At 30.6% G+C, this 23924-nt stretch carries 19 protein-coding genes; 3 read left to right on the forward strand and 16 right to left on the reverse strand.

The window, feature by feature from the left end; translation table 11 throughout:
* Window positions 1-374: 374 nt before the first annotated feature.
* From OCU47_RS15580 to OCU47_RS15590, 3 genes are all read right to left on the reverse strand, one after another.
* Entirely contained in the window at window positions 375-2033 is a 1659-nt protein-coding gene (locus OCU47_RS15580; RefSeq protein WP_261829530.1) for an ABC transporter substrate-binding protein, read from the reverse strand.
* Window positions 2034-2137: 104 nt separating this feature from the next.
* Entirely contained in the window at window positions 2138-2971 is an 834-nt protein-coding gene (locus tag OCU47_RS15585; RefSeq protein ID WP_261830643.1) for a carbohydrate ABC transporter permease, read from the reverse strand.
* A 61-nt stretch (window positions 2972-3032) separates the two neighbouring features.
* Window positions 3033-3983, reverse strand: a complete 951-nt coding sequence (locus tag OCU47_RS15590) for an ABC transporter permease (RefSeq protein WP_261829531.1) — start codon at window positions 3981-3983, stop codon at window positions 3033-3035.
* Between the two features lie 339 nt (window positions 3984-4322).
* On the opposite strand from OCU47_RS15590, the gene OCU47_RS15595 reads away from it, so the two are divergent.
* Complete coding sequence (locus OCU47_RS15595; RefSeq protein ID WP_261829532.1) at window positions 4323-6824, forward strand: glycoside hydrolase family 3 C-terminal domain-containing protein; 2502 nt, start codon at window positions 4323-4325, stop codon at window positions 6822-6824.
* A 356-nt stretch (window positions 6825-7180) separates the two neighbouring features.
* Here OCU47_RS15595 and OCU47_RS15600 read toward each other — a convergent pair whose 3' ends face one another.
* Window positions 7181-7870, reverse strand: a complete 690-nt coding sequence (locus tag OCU47_RS15600) for a YesL family protein (protein WP_261829533.1) — start codon at window positions 7868-7870, stop codon at window positions 7181-7183.
* A 424-nt stretch (window positions 7871-8294) separates the two neighbouring features.
* On the opposite strand from OCU47_RS15600, the gene OCU47_RS15605 reads away from it, so the two are divergent.
* Window positions 8295-8504, forward strand: coding sequence for a hypothetical protein (locus OCU47_RS15605; protein ID WP_261829534.1), 210 nt, complete (start codon window positions 8295-8297; stop codon window positions 8502-8504).
* Window positions 8505-8571: 67 nt separating this feature from the next.
* Here the strand turns inward: OCU47_RS15605 and OCU47_RS15610 are convergent, their stop codons facing one another.
* Window positions 8572-9867, reverse strand: coding sequence for a M18 family aminopeptidase (locus OCU47_RS15610; RefSeq protein WP_261829535.1), 1296 nt, complete (start codon window positions 9865-9867; stop codon window positions 8572-8574).
* A gap of 190 nt (window positions 9868-10057) precedes the next feature.
* Between OCU47_RS15610 and OCU47_RS15615 the strand changes: the two genes are divergently transcribed.
* Window positions 10058-11236: a cation diffusion facilitator family transporter gene (locus OCU47_RS15615; protein ID WP_261829536.1), complete on the forward strand. Its 1179-nt coding sequence runs from the start codon at window positions 10058-10060 to the stop codon at window positions 11234-11236.
* A gap of 224 nt (window positions 11237-11460) precedes the next feature.
* On the opposite strand, the gene OCU47_RS15620 is transcribed toward OCU47_RS15615, so the two are convergent.
* From OCU47_RS15620 to sfsA, 11 genes are all read right to left on the reverse strand, one after another.
* On the reverse strand, window positions 11461-12183 hold the full coding sequence (locus OCU47_RS15620; RefSeq protein WP_261829537.1) for an amino acid ABC transporter ATP-binding protein: 723 nt from the start codon (window positions 12181-12183) through the stop codon (window positions 11461-11463).
* Window positions 12170-12826 carry an amino acid ABC transporter permease gene (locus OCU47_RS15625; RefSeq protein ID WP_261829538.1) on the reverse strand — a complete coding sequence of 219 codons (657 nt, stop codon included), beginning with the start codon at window positions 12824-12826 and terminating at the stop codon, window positions 12170-12172. Before OCU47_RS15625 ends, OCU47_RS15620 begins: the two co-directional genes overlap by 14 nt.
* 29 nt (window positions 12827-12855) lie before the next feature.
* Window positions 12856-13668, reverse strand: a complete 813-nt coding sequence (locus tag OCU47_RS15630) for a transporter substrate-binding domain-containing protein (protein ID WP_261829539.1) — start codon at window positions 13666-13668, stop codon at window positions 12856-12858.
* A 133-nt stretch (window positions 13669-13801) separates the two neighbouring features.
* The gene (locus tag OCU47_RS15635) at window positions 13802-15940 is read right to left on the reverse strand and encodes a HelD family protein (RefSeq protein ID WP_261829540.1); all 2139 of its coding nucleotides are present in this window, start codon (window positions 15938-15940) and stop codon (window positions 13802-13804) included.
* 274 nt (window positions 15941-16214) lie between these two features.
* Window positions 16215-18338: an ATP-dependent zinc metalloprotease FtsH gene (gene ftsH / locus OCU47_RS15640; RefSeq protein ID WP_261829541.1), complete on the reverse strand. Its 2124-nt coding sequence runs from the start codon at window positions 18336-18338 to the stop codon at window positions 16215-16217.
* A 114-nt stretch (window positions 18339-18452) separates the two neighbouring features.
* Window positions 18453-19841 carry a dipeptidase PepV gene (pepV, locus tag OCU47_RS15645; RefSeq protein WP_261829542.1) on the reverse strand — a complete coding sequence of 463 codons (1389 nt, stop codon included), beginning with the start codon at window positions 19839-19841 and terminating at the stop codon, window positions 18453-18455.
* A 27-nt stretch (window positions 19842-19868) separates the two neighbouring features.
* Complete coding sequence (gene lepB, locus OCU47_RS15650; RefSeq protein WP_376778042.1) at window positions 19869-20420, reverse strand: signal peptidase I; 552 nt, start codon at window positions 20418-20420, stop codon at window positions 19869-19871.
* Complete coding sequence (locus OCU47_RS15655) at window positions 20384-20605, reverse strand: DUF3006 domain-containing protein (RefSeq protein WP_261829544.1); 222 nt, start codon at window positions 20603-20605, stop codon at window positions 20384-20386. Before OCU47_RS15655 ends, lepB begins: the two co-directional genes overlap by 37 nt.
* Before the next feature lie 135 nt (window positions 20606-20740).
* Window positions 20741-22045 (reverse strand): diaminopimelate decarboxylase, encoded by a 1305-nt coding sequence (lysA, locus tag OCU47_RS15660; RefSeq protein WP_261829545.1) that lies wholly within the window; start codon window positions 22043-22045, stop codon window positions 20741-20743.
* 191 nt (window positions 22046-22236) lie between these two features.
* Window positions 22237-22920: a beta/alpha barrel domain-containing protein gene (locus OCU47_RS15665; protein WP_261829546.1), complete on the reverse strand. Its 684-nt coding sequence runs from the start codon at window positions 22918-22920 to the stop codon at window positions 22237-22239.
* A 119-nt stretch (window positions 22921-23039) separates the two neighbouring features.
* Window positions 23040-23732 carry a DNA/RNA nuclease SfsA gene (gene sfsA, locus OCU47_RS15670; protein WP_261829547.1) on the reverse strand — a complete coding sequence of 231 codons (693 nt, stop codon included), beginning with the start codon at window positions 23730-23732 and terminating at the stop codon, window positions 23040-23042.
* Between the last annotated feature and the right edge of the window lie 192 nt (window positions 23733-23924).

Genomic DNA, 23924 nt, shown 5'->3' on the forward strand with positions numbered 1-23924 from the left:
TAATTTTCTAAATATCAATGCAAGTATTAATCCAATATATATTTATGTAGAAGTGTTCCATCTAAATGTTGGTGAAAAAAATGTCGAATTTTTGTAACTTGTCCAACAACATTATTATGGAACAGTTCTATACGAATACTAGCTATATATATCCTATACATCAAAGTGCAGAAACTTTTTACAGCATACATATATAAAGATTAATTAACCTGCCAACAACATATGCACTTGCTCAAATAACAGCATTCCAAAATACAAAAATCAATGAAACTTTAAAATATAATTAATTATAAAAAAACTTGGTTAAAGTTATTACCTTAACCAAGTTTAATATTTCAAACAGTTAATTTATATATTCTGCAACTAACCTAAAATTAGTTCCATAACTTCATCTTTTCTTTTACAAGAGCAGACATTTCTTCGTTAGCTTTGTCTACATTGTAGCTCTTTAATGTTGATTGGATTTCATCCCAAGCTTTATCAAAATCTGCTGGTTTTCCAAGAATTGCTTGAGTTATAGCTTTTTGAGTATAATCATCACATTTCTTTTGGATTACTGTTAAGTCGCTATCACTTGGAATATTATATTGGTAAGCTTGACCATGTTTAGATACTCCACCTAAGTCTTTTGGTGTTGGGAATAAATCTGGCCACATTTTTACTTTGTATGCTGCTAAAGTTTCTTTTTCAGCTTTGTTGTAGTTAGCTGTATAAGTTTCTGGGCTATTTGTAGTGTAGTAATTTCCAGTTGAATCCTTAGCTCCATCTCCTCTTTCTGGGAATGGGTAAACATATTGTCCTACACCTGTTTTCTTACCGAAATCTTTATCTGTGTTCTTTTGTTTTTGAACTTCTGGTAATACTACTCTCTTACCATTTTCCATCTTGTAGTGTTTGTCTTGTATACCCCAGTTAATTAAAACTTGAGCTTCATCTGATGCCATCCAGTTAAGGAATTGGAATGCTCTATCTTTATTCTTGCTATTTGCAGAAACACCGATTCCCCAGCCTCCGCCAAAGCCATAGTCCTTTAATGCTGGACATTTAGTGTTTGCATCTAAAGTTACTGGTAATTTAGCAAATGTTTGATCTTCTTTTCCAGCTCCAACTAAACTTGTAGTAGCTGTACCATAATCCCAAGTAGAATCTGCAATACCGATTACTTTACCTGCTGATAATTTAGCTATATATTGATCATATTTTTGTGTAAATGATTCTGGATCTAATAATTTTTCATCATTTAATTTGTTTAACCATTTGAAGAAGTCTTTTAATTTTGGATCTGTAAATTTATATTTAGCTGTTTGAGTTGATTCATCAACTATCCATTGTCCATCATCTGGATATCCTGCTACATAACCAGCAGTATTACCAACAGTGATTAACCATCTCCAGTCACTACCCATTAAAGATAACCCAATCTTATCTGGATGCTTAGCCTTATAATCTTTTAATGCTTTTTCAAAATCATCTAATGTCTTTACTTGTGGGTAGTTAAGTTCCTTTAATACCCCATTTTGTAATTGTAAAGTTCCACTAGTATCCCAAGGAGCTGAACTTACTCCATAAGTACCAACTGTATATATTGATGGATCCTTTTCGCTATACTTTAATCTCTTAAGTTGATCTCCGTATAACTTCTTTAGATCGTCTCCTTGCTTATCGATATAATCATTAAGTTTTAAAAGTGCTCCTGCGTCAATTAACTTTCCAGTATCACCTTTTGCATATATTAAGTCTGGATATTCTCCACTAGCAATCATTAATGGAATTGCTTGTGTATCTCCTCCAACTGGATGAGTAATTTTTAAAGTTACACCAGTTCTTTTTGTAATCTCCTTAGCAACATCATCTGTAAATGGCATATCATCTGTTGTATCTGCTGTGAAGAATGTTAATGTTATTGGGCTCTTGTCAAGTTCCTTTTTTGGTGTAGCACTATTGCTACTTTCGTCCTTTGAACCACAACCTACCATAGTACCAGCAACTACTGCTACTGCTAATATAACTGATACAAGCTTTCTCTTTTTCATGATAATCCCCCTTATAATAATTAAATTTAATATTTTTATTTATAGAAATTTTATAAAAATAAGATAATTATTAACTTCAGTTTTATTATCTTATTATTAACCTGTTAACCCTTTACTGCACCTATTGTCATACCTGACACAAAGTACTTTTGAAGGAATGGATATACCAATAATATTGGTACTGTTGTTACCATAGTAATTGCCATTTTTATTGATTCTGGGTTTGAATTAACTGTTCTAGCTGTTAAACTATGTGGATCTACTTTAGCTGATGCTGAAGCATTATCCATAACCTTCATCAATTCATATTGCAATGTTGTTAAGCCATCATTGCTCTTTGCATAAAGGTAAGTATCAAACCAACTGTTCCATTGGCCAACTGCTATGAATAATGATACTGTAGCAATTACTGGTACACATAACGGTAATATTATTTTAAAGAATATTGTTATATCGTTTGCACCATCTATCTTTGCTGATTCTTGAAGTGCCTCAGGCAATCCATCTATAAAAGATCTAATTATAATTACATTAAATGCACTAATTAAACCTGGTAATATATAAACTGCAAATTTGTTTACTAATCCAAGATTTCTTATAAGCATGTATTCAGGAATTAATCCTCCACCTACATACATTGTTAAAACAAATAATACAGCTACAGCCTTGTTAAATATGAAGTCTCTTCTACTTAAAGTATAAGCTACCATAGCACTTGCTATAACACCCACTCCAGTTCCTACTACAGTTCTTAAAACTGATATTATAAAGCCATGTGTTAGCTTACTTGTTCCGCTGAATATTTCCTTATAATTCTGCCAAGTAAACTTTCTTGGTAAAATATGAATTCCACCCTTTACTGTATCATTGGCATCATTAAATGAAACTGCAAGAACATTTAAGAATGGGTATATTGTTATTATCGCAACCAAAATCATTATTACTATTAATACTATATCAAAAGTTGTTATCTTCCTTTTTCTCACAATACGTCCCCCCTTACATTATTCTACCTTCGCCAGATTTTTTAGCAATTCCGTTCGCTATAAATAATAAGATTATACTTACTACTGATTTAAACATACCAATTGCTGTACCAAATGAGTATCTAAACATTCCGATACCATAATCTAGAGCGTATTTATCTAATACAAGTGATTTATCTGCTACTATATTGTTACCTAATAACATTTGTTTTTCAAATCCTATATTAACAAGATTTCCTATACTCATTATCAATAAAACTATTATTGTTGGTCTTATTCCTGGTAATGTTATGTGTAACATCTTTTGAAATCTATTACATCCATCCATTTCAGCTGCTTCATAAAGTTCTAAGTCTATTGAAGTTATTGCTGCAAGATAAATTATTGCATTCCAACCTGTTTCCTTCCATATATCAGAACCTGTAACTATTCCCCAAAACATATTAGGGTTGGACATAAAATTTATTGGAGAATTTATAATGTGTAAATTCATTAATAATTCATTTATAATTCCACTTTGAGATAACATACTAACAATTATTGTTGATGCTACAACCCATGAAATAAAGTGTGGTAAATAAGATATTGTTTGAACTACTCTCTTAAACTTTATCGCTCTTAACTCATTTAATAGCAATGCAAATAGTATAGCAAAGAATGTTCCAAAAACCAATCCTAGTAAACTCATCGCAAGTGTATTTGTTAATGATTGATAAAATGTATCCTCATGGAATAATACTTTAAAATGTTTTAAACCAACCCATTTTTGATTGAATATTGATTTTCCTGGTCTATAATCTTGGAAAGCCATTGACCATCCAACCAATGGTATATATTTAAAAATAATTAGCCAGATTACAAATGGTAATGACATGTATATTAAAAATCTTTGTTCTTTTATTTTTCTAAGTGAAAAGTTATTCTTTTTCTGCTGTTTTGTTTTTACTTTAGATGTAACTTGCATCCTTCTCCCCCATTTCTTCTTAATTTGCTTCTTCGTTCACCTTACAATGTAATTTTAATATCGATTACATTTTTCGGATACCCACAAAAATGTATATGTTTTCATATAAAAATTAGTGCTATTCCTATAAAAAAACACTAATAATTTATATAAAATCACAATAAATCTATACTTTTATATGCTATGAAGGTATATTTTTGCATGTATTAATATGTTATTTTTCCTTTAATATATAAAGTAACTTATAATAACGATTACATTGAACTATTGAATCTTACAATATTTATGTACATTCATTATTTGATTGTTATTAAGAAAAACTTTATGGAGGTTATATATATGATTAATAAAAATTCTGTTTCTGCAGGCAAATATAAAGATAGAAAGGAACCCTTAAATAAATTTTCTTATATGAATCCTCAGCTTGACTTAACTACTAGAATTAATGATCTAATTTCTAGACTAACTTTATCAGAAAAAATTAGTATTTTACCGACTAATCAAGCACCCATAGAACGCCTTAACATAAGGGAGTATCATGTAGGAGGTGAAGCTGCTCATGGAATATCAATGCCTAAAGAACCTGCCACCATATTTCCTCAGCCAATTGGATTATCGTGCACATGGGACACAAACTTGATGAAACAGATTGGCTCTGTTATAGGAGACGAAGCTAGAATTTATTATGATAAACATAATCGAGTATTTGGGTTAACACGTTGGGCTCCAACAATAGATATGGAAAGAGACCCTCGTTGGGGAAGAACTGAAGAAGCCTATGGTGAAGACCCCTGCTTAACAGGAAAATTATCTGTTGAACTAATAAAGGGAATGCATGGCGATGATCCTTTTTATCTAAAATTTGTTCCAGCTCCAAAGCATTTTTATGCCAATAACGTTGAAGTAGGTAGAACTTGGCTTTCTTCTTATTTGACTCCTAGAGTTAAGAATGAATATTACTTGAAAGCATTTAAACCAGCCTTTACTGAAGGGAAAGCCTATTCTATGATGACAGCTTATAATTGCATAAATGGAATTCCATGCATAGTAAATCCTGAAGTTCAAACTATCGTTAAAGATACTTGGGGTTGTAACGGTTTTATAGTATGTGATGGCGGTGATATGAGTCAAACTGTTACACATCATAAATATTACTCTTCACATGCTGAAACTATTGCTAATGCTCTTAAAGCTGGTATTGACTGCTTCACTGATGAGGCTGAATTAGTAATCAAAGCTGCGCAAGAGGCTATAGATAAAAAGTTAATTACAGAGGCTGATATAGACAAAGCACTTACAAATATATTTAAAATTCGTTTTAGATTAGGAGAATTTGATCCTGATGAGTTGAATCCTTACTCTAATATTCCTGAAGAAGAGCTTTGTTCAGAAGAACATAATAAATTAGCCTTAGAGGCAGCAGAAGAAGCTGTGGTACTTTTGAAAAATGAAAACAACTTACTTCCTCTTCAAAGAGATAAAATAAATAAAATTGCAGTTCTAGGACCTTTAGCTGATGCTTTACCTAAGGGGTGGTATTCTGGAAATGTTCCATATAAAATTACTGCACTAGATGGAATAAAAACAAAGCTTCCAGATAAAGAAATTTTATACCATAGTGGAAATGACACTATTGCTTTATATTGCGAAGAAGCAAAAAAATATCTAAGTTTATCAGGAGATTCTTTCGAAAATATTGCTTGTTCTCATAATAACATTGAATTTGCAGATAAATTTGAAGTCTGTGATTGGGGATATAACAGCTACACCTTTAAAAACAAAACTAATAACAAATATTTGAATACAGATGACCTAACTATTGATTGTTCTTCAGAAAATATCTGGGGCTGGTATGCAAAACAGCAATTCAAAATTAAGGATTTTTATTCTGATAAATTCAAAATCAAGACTTGGAATGGTGACAATATACAGTATGAAAATACCAGTGGCTTCTTACATGTCACCAAAGGATATGAGCAAAATTTTATAAATTATAAAAATGAAGCTTCATTTAAAAAAGAAGTTATAGAAAATGGTATTGAAGAAGCAGTTAAGCTTGCAAAAGAGAGTGATGTAGCTATAGTTGTTGTTGGAAATCATCCTTTAATCAATGCAAAAGAAGAAATTGATAGACCAGATATCGAACTTCCAACTTATCAAGAAAAACTTATAAAAGCTGTACATGCTGCAAATCCTAATACAATAGTGGTAGTTATCAGTGGATATCCTTTCGCTATTAATTGGGTTAATGATAATATTCCTGCAATAATTTACACAGCTCATGGCTGCCAGGAACTAGGTAATGCTTTAGCTAATAGTATTTTTGCTGATTATAATCCTGCAGGAAGACTTAGCATGACTTGGTATAAAAACTTAGACACTATGCCTGATATAAATGATTATGACATAATCAACGGTAAGAGAACCTATATGTATTTTGAAGAAGATCCTCTTTATCCATTTGGTCATGGTTTATCATACTCAACCTTTAAGTATAGCAATTTAAATATAGAATCAAATTCAATCAGTGCTGGTGATAAAGTTTTAGTTACCTTTGATTTAACTAATACTAGCGATATAGCTGGAGATGAAGTACCTCAAATGTATGTGCATCTTCCTTCTAATAGAATTAAACGTGCTAACAAGCAACTAGTTGACTTTACAAGAATCCATTTGTCTTCAGGTGAAACTGCAAATGTTACATTTACTTTAAAATCCGAAGATTTAATGTACTGGAATGAAGAAATAAATGATTTTTCATTAGAAAAAGGCTTTGCCGAGATTATTATTGGCAGTTCTTCAGCTAATATTAAGTTGCAACAATCAATAACAGTACAATAATAACTTTCCAAAATTTATTGTTTAGCTATTACTTATATGTAAATTCTAACGAAGCTCATTTAAAATAGATAATTTTTAATACAGTAATTTAATTAGAAATTATAAAAACCAAAAAAGTTGCTCTAGATTTGGAGATGCAAACTCCTTACTAGAACAACTTTTTATTTTTACTTACTAAAATTCACAAGACCTATTGCCTTTATAAAGTGTTGTGAACGTATATGTGACTATTCCACTTAAATGTTGGTAGAATATTGTCGATTTTTTGTAGCTTGTCCATCTAAATTTAGCCACTTTGTCCACCAACATTTAGATGGAACAGTTCTATATAGAATTACTATATTATATTAGCACCACTAATCTATATTATATTTATTCTTTAATTCTTCTTCTAATTCATCCATTGTTTTCTTTTGAAGTCTCATTATAATGTAGCAGATCACACTACCTCCAAATAAAACCCCAACCAATGAAATTCCCATGAATTTTACAAAACCTAACACTATTATTATCATTGAAATACTAGTTAAGCTTATATATACTTTTTTTACTCCTAATCTTATAGCAAGTTTGAAAATCTGGATAATCCCCAAATTAAATCTACTTAAAATCGGATAAATATAAAAACTTAGCATTAAAAGTATAACTATTGCTGCCAAAAATATATATGAAACAATCATTAAATTTCTTGAAACAAAATATCCAATATCAATATAACAAACAGTAATTAATGCATTTATAATTATTGCTATATAAAAAGCCTGTCCAAAGTTAATTTTATAACTATGAAAAAAATCTTTAGTAGAGCTTATATCTTCTCCTCTAACTAATTTTCCCATTACAGAAAAAAGTGCTGTCACCGCTGGCCCTATTAATATTGAACAAAGTAAAACCAAGCTAAGTGAAATATTCTTACCTGCTCCCCAAATATAAAACCAAAGGGGAAAAATCATTACTAAGAACCAAAAATTTGTTATAAATAAATATGTTATATAACTTACAATACTGTAAAACTTATTTTCATATAAATCCTTATTATTGCTCATTTCAATTCCTCCTGTTTGTACACGTTTAATCTATAAGTTCTAGAGGTTATTATTTACTTATAAGTTTATATTATCATAAATACCATTTAAAAAAAACAAAGAAGCATTACCTATTTTGAGGGGATAGATAATAATGCTTCTTTAACCTATATAGATGTTTAACACCATATTTAAGTTTTATTTTTATGTATTTATAATAAAGTATTTATTAAATTATTTCATCATTAAAAATTATACTTCTATATCATGATAAACTATACACTTATGATAATATCCATCAACAATTTTTGAAACAATAAGAATACACGCCCATATATTCCAATATTATTTTCTATATTAAAATTGTAAAAAGCACATACTATTATTACCGTTAAAATTACCCCATCCTATAGAAAATAATAGTATTGTGAGGTGGCTTCTCATTATGAAAAATGTTGAAGATAAAACTGATGGAAAATATGCTCCTAAGATAAGAGATATTATGAAGCCAACTAAGGAAGAGTTGAATAGTTACTCTAAGGAAGCTGGTACCTACACTAAACTTCCAGATCCAGTAGAAGATCCTATAGTTTGTAACAATATCTCTTATGCAGAATTTGATTATATCACCCCTACCAATACAGAAGATCTTTAGTAATAAGTTACAAATACAAAAGAAGTGCTTTACGCAATAAAAGCGTACTGCACTTCTTTTTCTTAAATTATAAATTAAAATATTCTTCAAAAGATTTAGTAGTATAGTAATGATCTGATACTCCACAAAGTTCTCTTACTGAGTGCATTGCAAGTAATGCTGTTCCTACATCTACAGATCTTATATGTAGATGCCTTGCAGAGATTGGTCCTATAGTTGAACCTCCTGCTGAATCTGATCTGTTAGCAAACTTCTGACATGGAACTCCTGCTTTTCTGCATATCTCTTCATATACTGCAGAAGAATCTGCATCTGAAGTATAACTTTGAGAAGCAGCTATCTTAATCACTGGACCTGCATTTATCATTGGTCTCAATACTGGATCATGCTTTGAACCTGCATTAGGGTGTACTGCATGAGCAACATCTGCTGAAATTATGAAAGATTTCTTTAATGCTCTAAAATAATCCTCTCTATCTCCGCCTAAAACAAGAACTATTCTTTCAAGCAATTGGGCTAAAAATTCTGAATTTGCTCCTTGTTTTGTAGACGAACCTACTTCTTCGTTATCAAAGCAAACCATAACATTTGTAGCCTTATTAACCTTTGAACTTATAAGTGCCTTAATTCCAGCATGAACCATTTCAAGATCATCAATTCTTGATGAAGATATAAATTCTTCATTCACTCCTATTACTGACCCCTTTTCAAATTCATATAAATATAAATCAAAATCTAATACATCTTCCTTATTTACTTTTAATTCTTTAGCAATTAGATTGATTAAAAAATTTTCTTTTTCAAGATTATCATTTATCAAGCCTACAAGCGGCAATGTATCTTCCTGACGGTTAATTTTAACTCCATTGTTTACATCTCTGTTCATATGTATTGCTAAATTAGGAATTATCATTATAGGTCTCTTAACATTTAAAAGTTCTGTTCTAGGGTTTAGTATATCATCACTTCTTAGCGTTACTCTTCCTGCTATAGATAGAGGTCTATCAAACCAAGTAGTAAGTATTGGACTTGGGTACACTTCTGTATTTAATTTTAAATACTTTCCTTCTGCAACCATTTCTGGCTTTGGTTTAATTCTAAAAGTTGGGGCATCTGTATGTGCTCCTATTAGTTTAAACCCTGCTTGTTGAGGTAGTTCTTTTCCTACAACAAATGCTACTATAGCCGAGTCATTAGTTGTAACATAATATTTTCCTTCTTGTTCTAGATTCCATCTTTCATCTGATTTTAATTCTCTAAATCCTTCTTTTTCAATTAGTGACTTCACAGACTTAACAGCATGAAAAGCTGTTGGAGAATCATATATAAAGTCTATTAATTCTAGGGCTAACTTTTTTTCCATAACTTTTACCTCTTTTCTATATCTCATTGTTATATTTTATCATATTATGATGATATTATTTTATTATTTTTCATTTTTCTCTTATTTTTTAGTATATAATTAATTTATATAATCATCCACTTTATTCAAAAATCTAGCAATTAATCGATTTATGGAATATATATTAATTTTTTAATGGGGGGACTTTTTTATGTTATCTAATTATATTTTAAGACGCTTTGGACCTATTAACGAGGATTATAAAAATGAAGAATCTAGGATAAAAGTAGGTTATGCAGCCAGTGTTGTAGGGATTATAATAAATGTGTTTTTATTTTCAATAAAATTATTTGTCGGTCTTCTATCAGGAAGTATTGCTATTATAGCTGATTCATTCAACAACTTATCCGATGCCAGCTCCTGCATCATTACTATTATAGGCTTTAAAATTTCTAGTATGCCTGCTGATAAAGAGCACCCTTTTGGCCATGGAAGAGTTGAATATATATCTGCTCTTATTGTTGCCTTCATGGTTATTATTGTAGGGTTTCAATTTACTAAATCTTCATTCGACCGAATTATTAATCCATCTGCTATAAAGTTTAAAATTGTACCTTTTATATTATTACTATTATCAATATGCTTTAAAATATTTTTAGGGTTATTTAATAAAAATTTAGGTGAAAAAATAGATTCTAATGCACTAAAGGCAACAGCTCTCGACTCTCTTGGAGATGTAGTTATAACTAGTGTAGTTTCGTTATCTTTCTTATTATCAAATTTCACAACTCTTCCTATAGATGGATACATAGGTATTTTAGTTGCTCTTGGTATTTTATATTCTGGTTTTAAATTAACTAAAGAAACCTTAAGCCCATTAATTGGGGAAGCTCCTGACAAAGAATTAGTAGATGCAATTAGTAATGGTGTTTCATCTTATAAGCATGTAAGTGGAGTACATGATCTTATTATACACAATTATGGTCCTGGCAAATGTATGGCATCTATACATGCTGAGATACCATCAAATATAGATATAATGAGAATCCATGATATTATTGATTTAGCAGAAAGAGAACTTTCTAAAAAATTAAATATTATATTGGTCATTCATATGGATCCTGTATGCCTAGATAATGAAGAAATAAATATTGCTAGATATGAGGTATCTGAAGTTATTAAAAGTTATCCTGAAATCAAGTCAATGCATGATTTCAGAATAGTTGGAGATGGGAAATCAAAAAACTTAATTTTCGATTTAGTTGTTAATAGTTACGAAATTAATACTTCTACTAATGAACAAAGTTTAATTGATAAAATAATCCTAGATATAAAAAACTTACATCCAGAATATAACTGTGTAATTACTATTGATAAATCCTTCAATTAAATTTATCACTTTCAATTAACATAGAAAGGTTGAACATTAAATTAATCAATTAGCGTGAAGCCAAATGCACTTAAATATTTTTATGATAGTTTACTCAATACTTTCTTATAAAATTAAGTTGCCTATAAAGAAATTAGCATCTCTTTATAGGCAACTTTTTTATTGCTCTATTACTTTTTTATTCATTAAAGAATCAATTCTACTAAATAAGTTAAACCTTATGTTTATAAAACTTTTGATAAAAAATCTTTCGTTCTATCATTTTGAGGATTACTAAATATCTCTTCTGGAGTACCTTCTTCTACAACAAAGCCTCCATCCATAAATATTATTCTATCTCCAACTTCTCTAGCAAAGCCCATCTCATGTGTAACCACAACCATTGTCATGCCTTCAGAAGCTAGTGATTTCATAACATTTAACACTTCTCCTACCATCTCAGGGTCTAATGCAGAGGTTGGCTCATCAAAAAGCATAACATCAGGTTCCATTGCCAAAGCTCTAGCTATAGCAATTCTTTGCTTCTGTCCACCTGATAATGAAGCAGGATATACATTAGCCTTTTCCTTAAGTCCAACCTTATCTAATAACTCAAAAGCCTTCTTTTCTGCTTCTTCCCTTGATTTCCCCTTAACCTTAATAGGAGCCAATGTAATATTATCTAAGACTGTCTTATGAGGAAACAAATTAAAATGTTGAAACACCATACCCATGTTTTCTCTAATTTTATTTATATCTACCTTTGTACCAGTGATATCTTTGTCCTCAAATATTATTTGTCCATTTGTTGTCTCTTCCAATAGATTTAAGCATCTTAGGAACGTACTTTTTCCAGAGCCTGAAGGTCCTATTATAACAACAACTTCACCTTTTTTAATATGTTGATTTATTCCTTTTAGGACTTCATTATCACCATAATATTTATGAAGATCATTAACGTAAATCACTTACCTTCAACCTCCTTTCAACTAATGCTAACCCTCTTGATAAAGTAAATGTTATTAGAAAATACATTACAGCTGCAACGTATAATGGTGGTAAGCCTTTGTAAGTTATAGATCCAACTGTTTGAGAATTATACATAAGTTCCGCTACTCCTAATACTGATACTATAGAAGATTCTTTTATAACAGAAATAAATTCATTACCAAGAGCAGGTAAAATATTCTTAAATGCTTGTGGTATAATAATTTCTTTCATAGCAAGTCCTTTATTCATTCCAAGACTTCTTGCTGCCTCCATTTGACCTTTATCCACCGCATTAATTCCTGCTCTAATTATTTCTGCAACATAAGCACCTGAGTTCAATGAAAGAGCTATTATACCCGTTACTATATCTGGTAGGTTAAGTCCTATGTTGGATAACCCTAGATAAACAATCCATACTTGAACTAAAATTGGCGTTCCTCTTACAAACTCAATATAAGCACTAGCTATAAATCTCAACACTTTATTGTTGGATAACTTTAGTAAACTTAAAAATAATCCTAATATTGTACCAACTATTACTGAAAAGAATGCTAATACTATTGTTATTCCAGCTCCTTTTAAGAAAAAGGGATAATAGTTTTTCAAAAACTCAAAACTCATTTATTAACCTCCGTCCCCGAGTTCACTTACTATAATGATCCTACATTATTTACTGCATCATTAAAGAAACTCTTTAATTTTCCTTCTTTTTCAAGTCTATCTAATGTTTTATTTATTGCTTCTTGTAATTTTGTTTCATTTTTTCTCATTGCTGCTGCAAAAGGCTTAGTAGTTGTATCCTTTATTTGTACATCTGCAAGCTCTAAATCAGCATTTGCTTTTGCATTAAACATAGCTACTGGTTGATCTAAAAGAACTGCATCTACTTTTTTACCTTGTAAAGCTAATATACAATCTGATGTCTTTCCAAGTGCTTTAACAGTTCCTGCCTTAGCAGTATTGGCTTGTGTTTCTTGAACTGTTCCTTTTTGTACTGCAATTGTCTTTCCAGCAAGATCAGCTACAGTTTTATACTTACCAGCATCACCTTTTCTCACTACCAATTGGCTAACTGAATCATAATATCCTCTTGAGAATGTAACACTTTTTTCTCTTTCTGGATTTGGATTCATACCTGAAAGAATAACGTCTATTTTATTTGCTTCTAGTGATTTGATTAAACCATCAAAGTCCATTCCTTTTATTTCATATTGTACTCCAAGATCTTTTGCAACTTCTTTTATTATCTCTACGTCCATTCCAATAATGTTGCCTTGCTTATCCTTGAATTCAAATGGTGCATAATCTGGACTTAACCCAACTACTATTTTTTTGTTTGCTTTAATCTTACTTAGATCATCACTAGCTGCCGTACCAGACTTGTTAGTACATCCTAATACACTTACAGCCATCACTGAAACTAAAGCTATTGAAGCTATCTTTTTTAATAATCCTTTTTTCATAATATAGTGCCCCCTAACATTTGTTTTCCTATTGCATGATTATACAACACTTTTGTATAAATATGCAATAGCATTTATTGGTTTACTATATTTTTACCAACTTATCTATTTATAATTCATATTATTAAAAAATCTAAATTATGTTTGATAATTTGATAACTTTCAAGGAATGTAGTGCTCTTGTTGAAATAATATATTTAATTAAATCTTCATTAGAATCATTTCCATCAGAATCTAGCATTATTACTGCATCAAACTCTAATCCTTTTGCAAAGTATGATGGAATTATTACAGTACCACCATTATAAATAACATATTCATTATCAAATTTAGCTATATGAACCTTATCTTTAATTAATGAATGAACTCTATTTAACTGATCAGCATCTCTAGTAATTATAGCTATACTTTCAAGACCTTCCTTATTTATTTTCTCTATTTCACTTATTATCTTACTTGATAATTCTTCTCCACTACTAGCTGAGGTAACTTCTACTGCCTTACCACTTCTAACTATTGGAACTATCTTCTCTTCCTTTAAATATTTATTTGCATAATCCATAATTTCATAAGTAGATCTATAACTCTTATTCAAATTTAATTTTTCTACTTTTGTTTCATTCCATATGTTATCCAAATCTAACATGGCTGGAACTTCTGAAAACTTAAATAATCTTTGATTTGAATCTCCAACTATGGTAAAGTTCTTACAATCTGTTAATTCTTTTACAACTATAAATTGTAACTTACTATAATCTTGAGCCTCATCAATGATTACATGTCTCATTGTATTTTTTGCTTTCTTGCCATCTAGCTTAATCATCAAATAAAGTATTGGTGATAAATCTGCTATAGATAATCTTTCAATCTTAGCAAACTTCTTATATAAAGAAACTATATCTTCATTATCAATCCACTCACTAATCCTATTCTTAGTATCCATTACTTCTCTGATAATCTCTCTAATTCTTATCTTTCGCTTAAAGTCTATGTTTGACTCTTGTAATAAAAGTTCATCCTTACTTAAGGATTTCTTTTCTTCAGCAATTTCTTTATTTAAAATTCTTACTTCTTCATCTCTTTTTTCTCTTATCTTCTCAAAAATAACTCTCTTTATTCTTTGACTTCTTCTAAATAAAGGCATATATGCATAATGCTTTTGAAAGTATTCTTTAATTTCTTCTGCACTTATTACTTCTTTATCAAAAAATTTAACTGTAGGTACATCCAAATAATTATTTTCTAACTGCTCAACATACTCATCTAATTCATTAATAAACTTATCAGAATATTTTCTCTGAACATCTTTAATAAACGCCTCATCTCCTGATAATATTTTTTCAATAAATTCATTAAACTCTATAATTGACTCATCTAATCCTATTTCTTCTATTGCATAGTTAGTAAATGTCTCCTGCTTAACCCCTGTTTCCCCGAGGCTAGGTAACACTTGTGATATATACTCCATAAATACAGCATTAGGTCCTAGAATTAACACCTTGTTTTCTAACTGCTTTCTGTAATTATAAAGCAAATATGCTACTCTATGAAGAGCTATAGTGGTCTTACCACTTCCTGCTACTCCATTTACTACTATGGTTTTATTTCTATCCATTCTAATAATCTTATCTTGTTCTTGTTGAAGCGTCATAATAACATCTTTTAACTTCTCATTGGTATTAGAACTAAGTACCATCTGAAGAATTTCATCTTTTACATCTATAGCAGAGTCAAACATTCCTTTTAGTTGAGCTTTTTTAACTATCAACTGTCTTCTTCCTAGAATTTCAGTATCTACAACACCTTTAGGAACATCATAACTAGCCTTGCCTAAGCTACCATGATAAAATAATGAAGCTACAGGAGCTCTCCAATCAATAATTATAGGTTCTAAGTCTTGTTCTCTTGTAACACCAAACCTACCTATGTAAAGAGTTTCCGGATATTCTTCTCCTTCTTCTTCAAAAGTAACTTTACCAAAATAAGGCGATTCCTTCAAAATTGTTAGTTCCTTAAGTTTTTTATCTATAGTTTTATATGCTTCTTCTTTTACAAACCTTTCATGATCAAAATACTCTATAATTGCATCTTCATCATCTTTATAATCTTCAACTACCTTTTGTCTATAATCACGAATATAATCAGTTATATATTTTCTTCTCTCTATATAATTTAAAATTTCACTATTAATAATCTCAAGTGTCTCGTCTAACTTCTTCTTTTCTACCAAGAATTCAACTTGCTTTTGTTCATTAATTTCTTCATTTTTCATTAATACTCATCTCCTACATAAAACACATTTATTAAAATGCATTTTTAATTATTCATTATTACTACTTAAGCTTAAGAATCTTCAAAAAATAAATAAGACCATCTGCTAGTATGTTTGGACTTGTTATTTATTTTCATATGCCTTATATCTATTACGATACCATGTAAGGACAAAAACAGGCAGCCTTTTGCGGTCTGCCTGACTTATTTAGCTTACTTTCTGTTTAAGTTACATAGTTAAATATATCATGTAAATAATTTAAAGATTTTCATTATTACCACTGATTGTTTTCTGTACTATCATTTTCAGTCTGATTATCTTTTGCTGCTAAACTATTAACTTCATTACCTTCTACTTTTTGATTATTATCAGTAATCATATTTTGATTTTGCTGACTGCTAATATCATTCTGAGGATTTTGTTCAGCTAATTTATTTTGTTCTATCTCATTAGCTTTAGCTAATTCTTTTTCAAGAATCTCTCTTTCAAGAATTTCTCTTTCCTCTTTTTTCTTTTTAGCTTCCTCTTCTAAAAGTTTCTTTTGCTTTTCTTTTTCTTCTCTTTCAGCTTTCTTTTCAGGATACTTCTTATATATTATATCCATAAATTCATCTCCTGAAATTGTTTCCTTCTCTAAAAGAACATCAGCTATTTCTGTAAGTAAATCTCTATTATTGTTTAATACATCCTTTGCGTCATTATGACATTTTTTTATTATATTTAATACTTCTTCATCGATAATTGTAGCTGTAGCTTCTGAACAATTCATAACTGCTCTTCCATCAAGATATCTATTTTGTGTAGCTTCAAGTCCCATCATATCGAATCTATCTGACATACCATACATAGTTATCATTCTTCTTGCAGATTGGCTAGCTCTCTCTATATCATTAGAAGCTCCTGTGGATACTATATTAAACTCAACCTCTTCTGCTGATCTACCACCAAGCATTACAGTAATTTCATCTAACATTTCATCTCTGCTAACTAGATACTTTTCTTCTTCTGGTAGTTGCATTGTATATCCTAAAGCTCCCATGGTTCTTGGAACTATAGTTATTTTATGAACTGGATCTGTATTATTAAGCATTGCAGCCACTAATGCATGACCTACCTCATGATAAGCTACTACACTCTTTTCTTTTGGTGACATTATTCTATCTTTCTTTTCTTTACCTGCAATTACTACTTCAATAGCCTCTTCCAAGTCTTCTTGTATTACAAACCTTCTTCTTTGTTTTACTGCTCTTATAGCACCTTCATTTACTATGTTTGCAAGATCAGCTCCTACAGCTCCTGGAGTTCCCTTTGCTATAGCTTCAAGATTTACTTCATCATCCATCTTAACATCTTTAGAATGTACTTCAAGTATTGCAATTCTTCCTTTTAAATCAGGTCTATCTACAATAACTCTTCGGTCAAATCTACCTGGTCTTAATAAAGCTTTATCAAGTACTTCTGGTCTATTTGTAGCTGCTAAAATAACAACTCCCTTTGAGGAATCAAATCCATCCATTTCTGATAAAAGTTGATTTAAAGTTTGCTCTCTTTCATCATTACCTTGAATAGAACCTTCTCTACTCTTACCTATAGCATCAATTTCATCTATAAATACTATACAAGGTGCTTTTTCTTCTGCTTGCTTAAACAAATCTCTTACCCTTGATGCTCCCATACCAACAAACATTTCAACAAAGTCAGATCCTGACATTGAGAAGAATGGTACCTTCGCTTCACCAGCAACTGCCTTTGCAAGAAGAGTTTTTCCTGTTCCCGGAGGTCCTACCAATAATGCTCCCTTAGGCAACTTGGCTCCTATATCTACATACTTTTGAGGATTATGTAAGAAATCGACTATTTCTTTTAATGACTCTTTTGCTTCCTCTTGTCCTGCTACATCCTTAAATGTTACTCCTGTTTCTGCTTCAGCATATAGTTTAGCAGTATTTTTTCCAAAGGACATTACTCCTCCACCCATCTTTTTATCCATTCTGCCAAAAAGTAGTCTTCCTATTATTATAATAGGAATAAAAGGTAAAATATAATAAATAAGTATTTCTGTAAATGAAATTCCTTTTTCAGGCGCTCCATCATATTTTAACCCACTATCAGTCTTTGCCTTCTCTAACTCAGCAACTAAAGTAGTATCAGGCACTACCTTATCTGCATATAGAGTAAGTCCATTATATCCTGCACTTTCCTTTGGATCTATATTAATTGTACTTGGTCCCACAGTTACCTTTTCAATCTTATTATCATGTAACAAAGTTTTAAACTCACTATATGTGATTTTTTTTGTAGTAAGTCCTGCCTTACCATAGTTAAATATAACAATGAATCCTATGGCTATGGCAATATAAATAATTAAATATTTAATTTGTTTCTTATCTTTAAACAATCCCTACACCTCTCTTTTGTTAAATTAAATCTAGTTGTACATATAATACTTCAAAATACATTTCATGCATGCTTTCAAAGCATTTTAATATTATTAAACTTAAATCAGCAGTGTCTATTTTGCTAGTTCATATATAGCATTACCATATATTTTTGCACACATAATTAAGTCTTCTATTTCAATATATTCATTAGCTTGATGATCCAAATCTGGTTTTCCTGGGAAAATAGGTCCAAATGCAACTATATTAGGCATGCACTTAGCATAAGTTCCACCACCTATGGCAATTAAAGTTGCCTCTTTTCCTACTTGTTCCTTATAAACATTCTGTAATGCTTTTATCAACTCAGAATCCTTATCACAATGAAGCGGTGTACAATGATTTATTTCTTCAAATTCATATTCATTAAAATCTACAAATTGTCTAATTGGCTCTAAAACATCCTCTCTAGAGTATGTTACTGGATATCTTACATTGCTTGTAGTTGAAATGTTTTCACCATCAAAACTTAATATACCTAAGTTATAACTTAATGCTCCTGAAGGCTTATCTGTCATAGCAACTCCAAGCTTTTCACCTGTAGTATCTGTTCCTATTTTTTCAGCTACAAAGTTTATATATTCTGCTAATTTTGATGTACCACCTAGAGCATTAAGAACCATGCATATAGCTATAATAGCATTTTTACCAAGTTCAGGTGTACTACCATGAGCTGAAAGCCCATGAGCTTTAAGAATAACTTGGTCCTGGGCTTCTTCTGTACAGATAATCTTTATGCCAGTTTCTGCTTCAACACTTTTTATTATTCCCAATAACACATTAAAATCTACACCTTTTAATATTGCCTCACAATAATCTGGTACCATATTAGCTTTGTTTCCACCACTAATAGAAATAACCTCTACATTTCCCAATTTATTATCAGTAATTGCTTTTATGTCAAAAGTTAATATTCCTTTTTCTGCAAAAATTATAGGGAACTCTGCATCTGGAGTAAAACCTGCTACCGGTAATTTTTCCAACCTTTTATAGTAATCCATATCCAAATCAGTTCCATTTTCTTCATCTAATCCAAAGATTATTCTTACTCTTTTAGTTGTTTTAAGTCCACTGTCCTTTAATGCCTTAAGTCCATATAGTGCTGCCATCATAGGACCTTTGTCATCTAAAGCTCCTCTAGCATATATTTTACCATCATGTATTTCAGCCCCATATGGTGGATAAATCCAATCATTTCCTTCTGGAACCACATCAAGATGTCCAAGAACAGCAACATAATCTTCCCCTTCACCATATTCAACATATCCAATATAATTATCTAAATTTACAGCTTTAAACCCCATTTCCTCTGCTATGCTTAACACTGTGTTAAGTGCTTTAGTAACACCAATACCAAATCTTGTTCCACTCTCATTGTATTTAACTACACTATTAATTTGCAAAACCTTTTGTGTATCTTCAATTAGTTTATTAGATAAACTATCAATTTTTTCATCTATCATTTCTATGTCCCCCTTTACAATTGTTAACTATTTCAAACTACCAAATCTACTGAATGGATACACTGTAAATCTAGCTTTACCCATAATATCCTTCTCATCAATAAATTTATTTTTCCAATACCTAGCATCTTCTGATATAGCTCTATTATCTCCCAAAAATAAATAGTGTCCTTGTGGTATAACACCAAAATTACAAGACATTTTATCTGGATTCTTTACATAATCTTCCTTAAGCTCTGTGCCATTTATATATACTACGCCATCTACTACTTCTACCTTTTCACCCGGAAGTCCTATGACCCTTTTTACAAATGGCTGATTATACTCTCTTGAATTAAAAACCAAAATATCTCCTCTTTTTATAGAGCTATAATTATACACCTTTGTTATTAACAATCTATCATCTTTTTCTATTGTTGGAATCATTGATCCAGTTGGCACACTTACTTGAAACAATAAAAATTTATTAATCAAAAATGTTAATATTAATGCTGCAACTATAGGGATAACCCAATCAAATAGAAGCCTTTTTGCCTTCCCCACTATTCCCACATCTCCTTTAACGCACTTTCTACACATTCTTTTCTTTTCTTAGTTAACTCTGTATTTACTTTATAACCCTCTTTTGTAAAAGATAATACATCTCCTTCTACTACTTTACCAATAATTTGTGTCAGTTTCATGTCAACCATATTACCATCTTCTTTTTCGCAGACAGCAATATCATTTTCAATCCTATCTACTGTTAGTATTGGCTTCTCCATATAAAATCTCCTTCATATTTTTATACAATTTTATCTAATATTTTAATTTATTTATTATACCATAAAAATTATAAATTTAGAACGTACTACTTATATTGCTAAATAAAAATAAGGATGGCTTTCCCATCCTTATTTTTATAAGTTTATCTCATTTTTAATTACATCTTCATAACTTTCCCTTTTACAGACTAACTTAGCTTTTCCGTCCTTAACAAATACAACAGCTGGTCTAGGAATCTTATTATAATTATTGCTCATAGAATATCCATAAGCACCTGTACTTTGTACTGCAAGTAAATCTCCACTTTCAATCAAAGGTAATTTTACATTTTCTATTAATATATCTCCAGACTCGCAGCACTTTCCTGCAATTGTTACAACTTCATTCTTTTTTCCTTCAACTCTGTTTGCTAACACGCACTCATATTTTGCATTGTAAAGAGCAGGTCTTATATTATCTCCCATCCCGCCATCAACTGCAACATATTTTCGCACCTCAGGTATGTCTTTTATTGAACCTACTGTATATAAAGTTGTTCCTGCATTTCCTACTATACTTCTACCTGGTTCTATAGTTAATATAGGAACTGCCATTTTGTTTTCTTTACAGAACTCCTCCACTGAATCTAAAATTATTTTAGTATAAGCTTCAATCTTGCGTGGTTCATCTTCCTCATTATAATATATTCCGAATCCTCCACCTAAATCTAACTCTTTTATTTCATAATCTAATTCTACTTTTATCTTTTTAATTATATTCAACATAATTCTAGCTGCATCTCTGTATGGTTCTGTTTCAAAAATTTGTGATCCTATATGACAATGTAATCCAGAAAGTTCAATGTGGTCTAACTCTAATGTCTTCTTTGCCACATTAAGAACAGCCTCAGCTTCCCCTATGCCTGTAAACCCAAACTTAGAGTCTATTTGCCCTGTCTTTATGTACTCATGCGTATGAGCCTCAACACCTGGAGTAACTCTTAAATAGATCTTTTGTTTCTTTCCATACACTTTAGCAATAGAATTTAAATTTTCAATTTCATAAAAATTATCTACAACAAAGGCCCCAACACCTAGTTTTACTCCTAGATCTACTTCTTCCATAGTTTTATTATTCCCATGAAAATATACCTTCTCCATTGGAAATCCTGAACTAAAGGCAGTGTAAAGTTCTCCCCCAGAAACAACATCTAAATAAAGTCCTTCTTGAGCTAATAACTTACACATAGCTAATGTTAAAAAAGCTTTTCCTGCATATGCAACCCTATTTTTTAGTTGTTCACATTTAAAAGAATCATAATATCTTCTGCAAATATTCCTTATATGTTCTTCATCCATAATGTATAATGGTGTCTTGAACTCTTTAGCTAAAGTTATTACATCAATATTACCAATACATAATACATTATTTTCGACCTTACTTGTACCAAATAATTTCATTACTAATAGCCCCTTTCAATTATATTTCCTTTCTAAAAACAACATAATTTTAACCAAATAACTATAAAAGAAAACGCCACAGACTTCCGTGACGTATTTTAAATAAAGAATATCACATTTCTTTAGTATACTCAAGTTATTTAATTAATATATATCAAGACATCATTTAACAATTAATGTATAAATAATATCTAAAAATTATTTCTATACTTGTCCATTAATTCGCTGAATATTTCACCTGAACCTGGTGGAGTAAATGTTATTGCATTAGCTCCTGCTCTTATAGTCTCAGTTATGCTTTCATCAGTTGGTCCTCCTGTTGCAATTATAGGAAACTCTGGATGTCTTTCTCTTATGGCTTTAACTATATTAGCTGTATTTTTTCCGCCTGACACATTAAGTATTGTTGCACCAGCCTCAATTCTTCCTTCAATGTCTTCATGATCTGATACTACAGTTACCACTATAGGAATATCTATTGTTCCTCTCAATTTTGCTACTATTTCATTGGAAGTCGGAGCATTTACAACTACCCCTACAGCACCCTTAAATTCTGCATCTAGTGCTAAGTTAACCACGCGTTTTCCTTGGGTTATCCCTCCACCAACTCCACAAAATACTGGTACATCTGCTGCCATTATTAGGGCTTGAGTAATTATGGGTTGCGGAGTAAATGGATACACTGCTATTACTGCATCTGCATTAGTATTTTTTATTACAGCCACATCAGTACTAAAAACAAGAGATTTTATGCGTTTACCAAATATCTTGATCCCACTAGCATCTCTAATTACAGATGGTACTTCTATAAGATGACTTCTCAGGCTGCTTCTAACCTCTGGTATAAATTTAGGCTCCTTAACTATTTTATCCATGCTATTCTTTCCCCCTAATTATTCCTCAAATTTTAAATATATCTTAATTATAACTCATTTTTACTAATGATAGATGTACTTAAAAAAAATTTAATTTTTATTTAAAGCCTCCCATGTATCTAAATTTTTACTCTTACAATTTCTTTTAATGTAATACTATGTTCTGTAACATAACAGCAATACGCCATAACATCAACTCCACTTTCTACCACTAACTTTAACGCTGCTGAAAAATTCGGATCCATATCCTTGTATGGTGTAAAATATCTTACATTATCTAATTGAATTAAAAACAAAACTCCTGCTCCCTTACCTTGTTTTTTTGCTTCAATTAGTTCTAATAAATGTTTCTTTCCTCTTTCTGTTGGAGCATCTGGAAACATAACAACCCCATTTTCTTCATAAGTTACACCTTTAACTTCTAAGTAATATTCTTCTCCTAAATCATTTGATAATTTGAAATCAAATCTACTATTACCAAAAGTCTTCTCTCTCTCTATTATATTATATTTCTCTAAATTTAATATCTTCTTATTTTTTAACGCCTCAAAAACCACTTTATTAGGAATCTGAGAATCAATATTTATTAGCTGCTTTCCTTTGTAACCAGCAATTAAATCATAGGCTGTTTTTCTATGCTCACCTAACTCTTCTCTTAGAAGTACTGTAGTTCCTGTGGTTAAAATTTCTTTACACCTACCTGTATTAGGAACATGAACCATGATTTCTTCATCTCTTAATTTTACATAGGCTTGAAATCTATTAGGTCTTCTTAAAAAAATTGCATTAACTATTTTTTTATCAAAATACATCTTATCCACCACTTTATCCACAAAGCTGTTGATATTGTGGATAATTCCTTTAACTTTGTTACTTATTTTTTAATTATTCTATGTCATTTTATCTTTTTCGCCATTAATTTATTCATTTTTTTAAAGTTATACACAATTAGCATACTCTATTTACTATTTCTCAGAATTATTTTAGACTTTTTCACAATGTTA

The organism is Clostridium sp. TW13, from assembly GCF_024345225.1.
GTDB lineage: Bacteria > Bacillota > Clostridia > Clostridiales > Clostridiaceae > Inconstantimicrobium > Inconstantimicrobium mannanitabidum.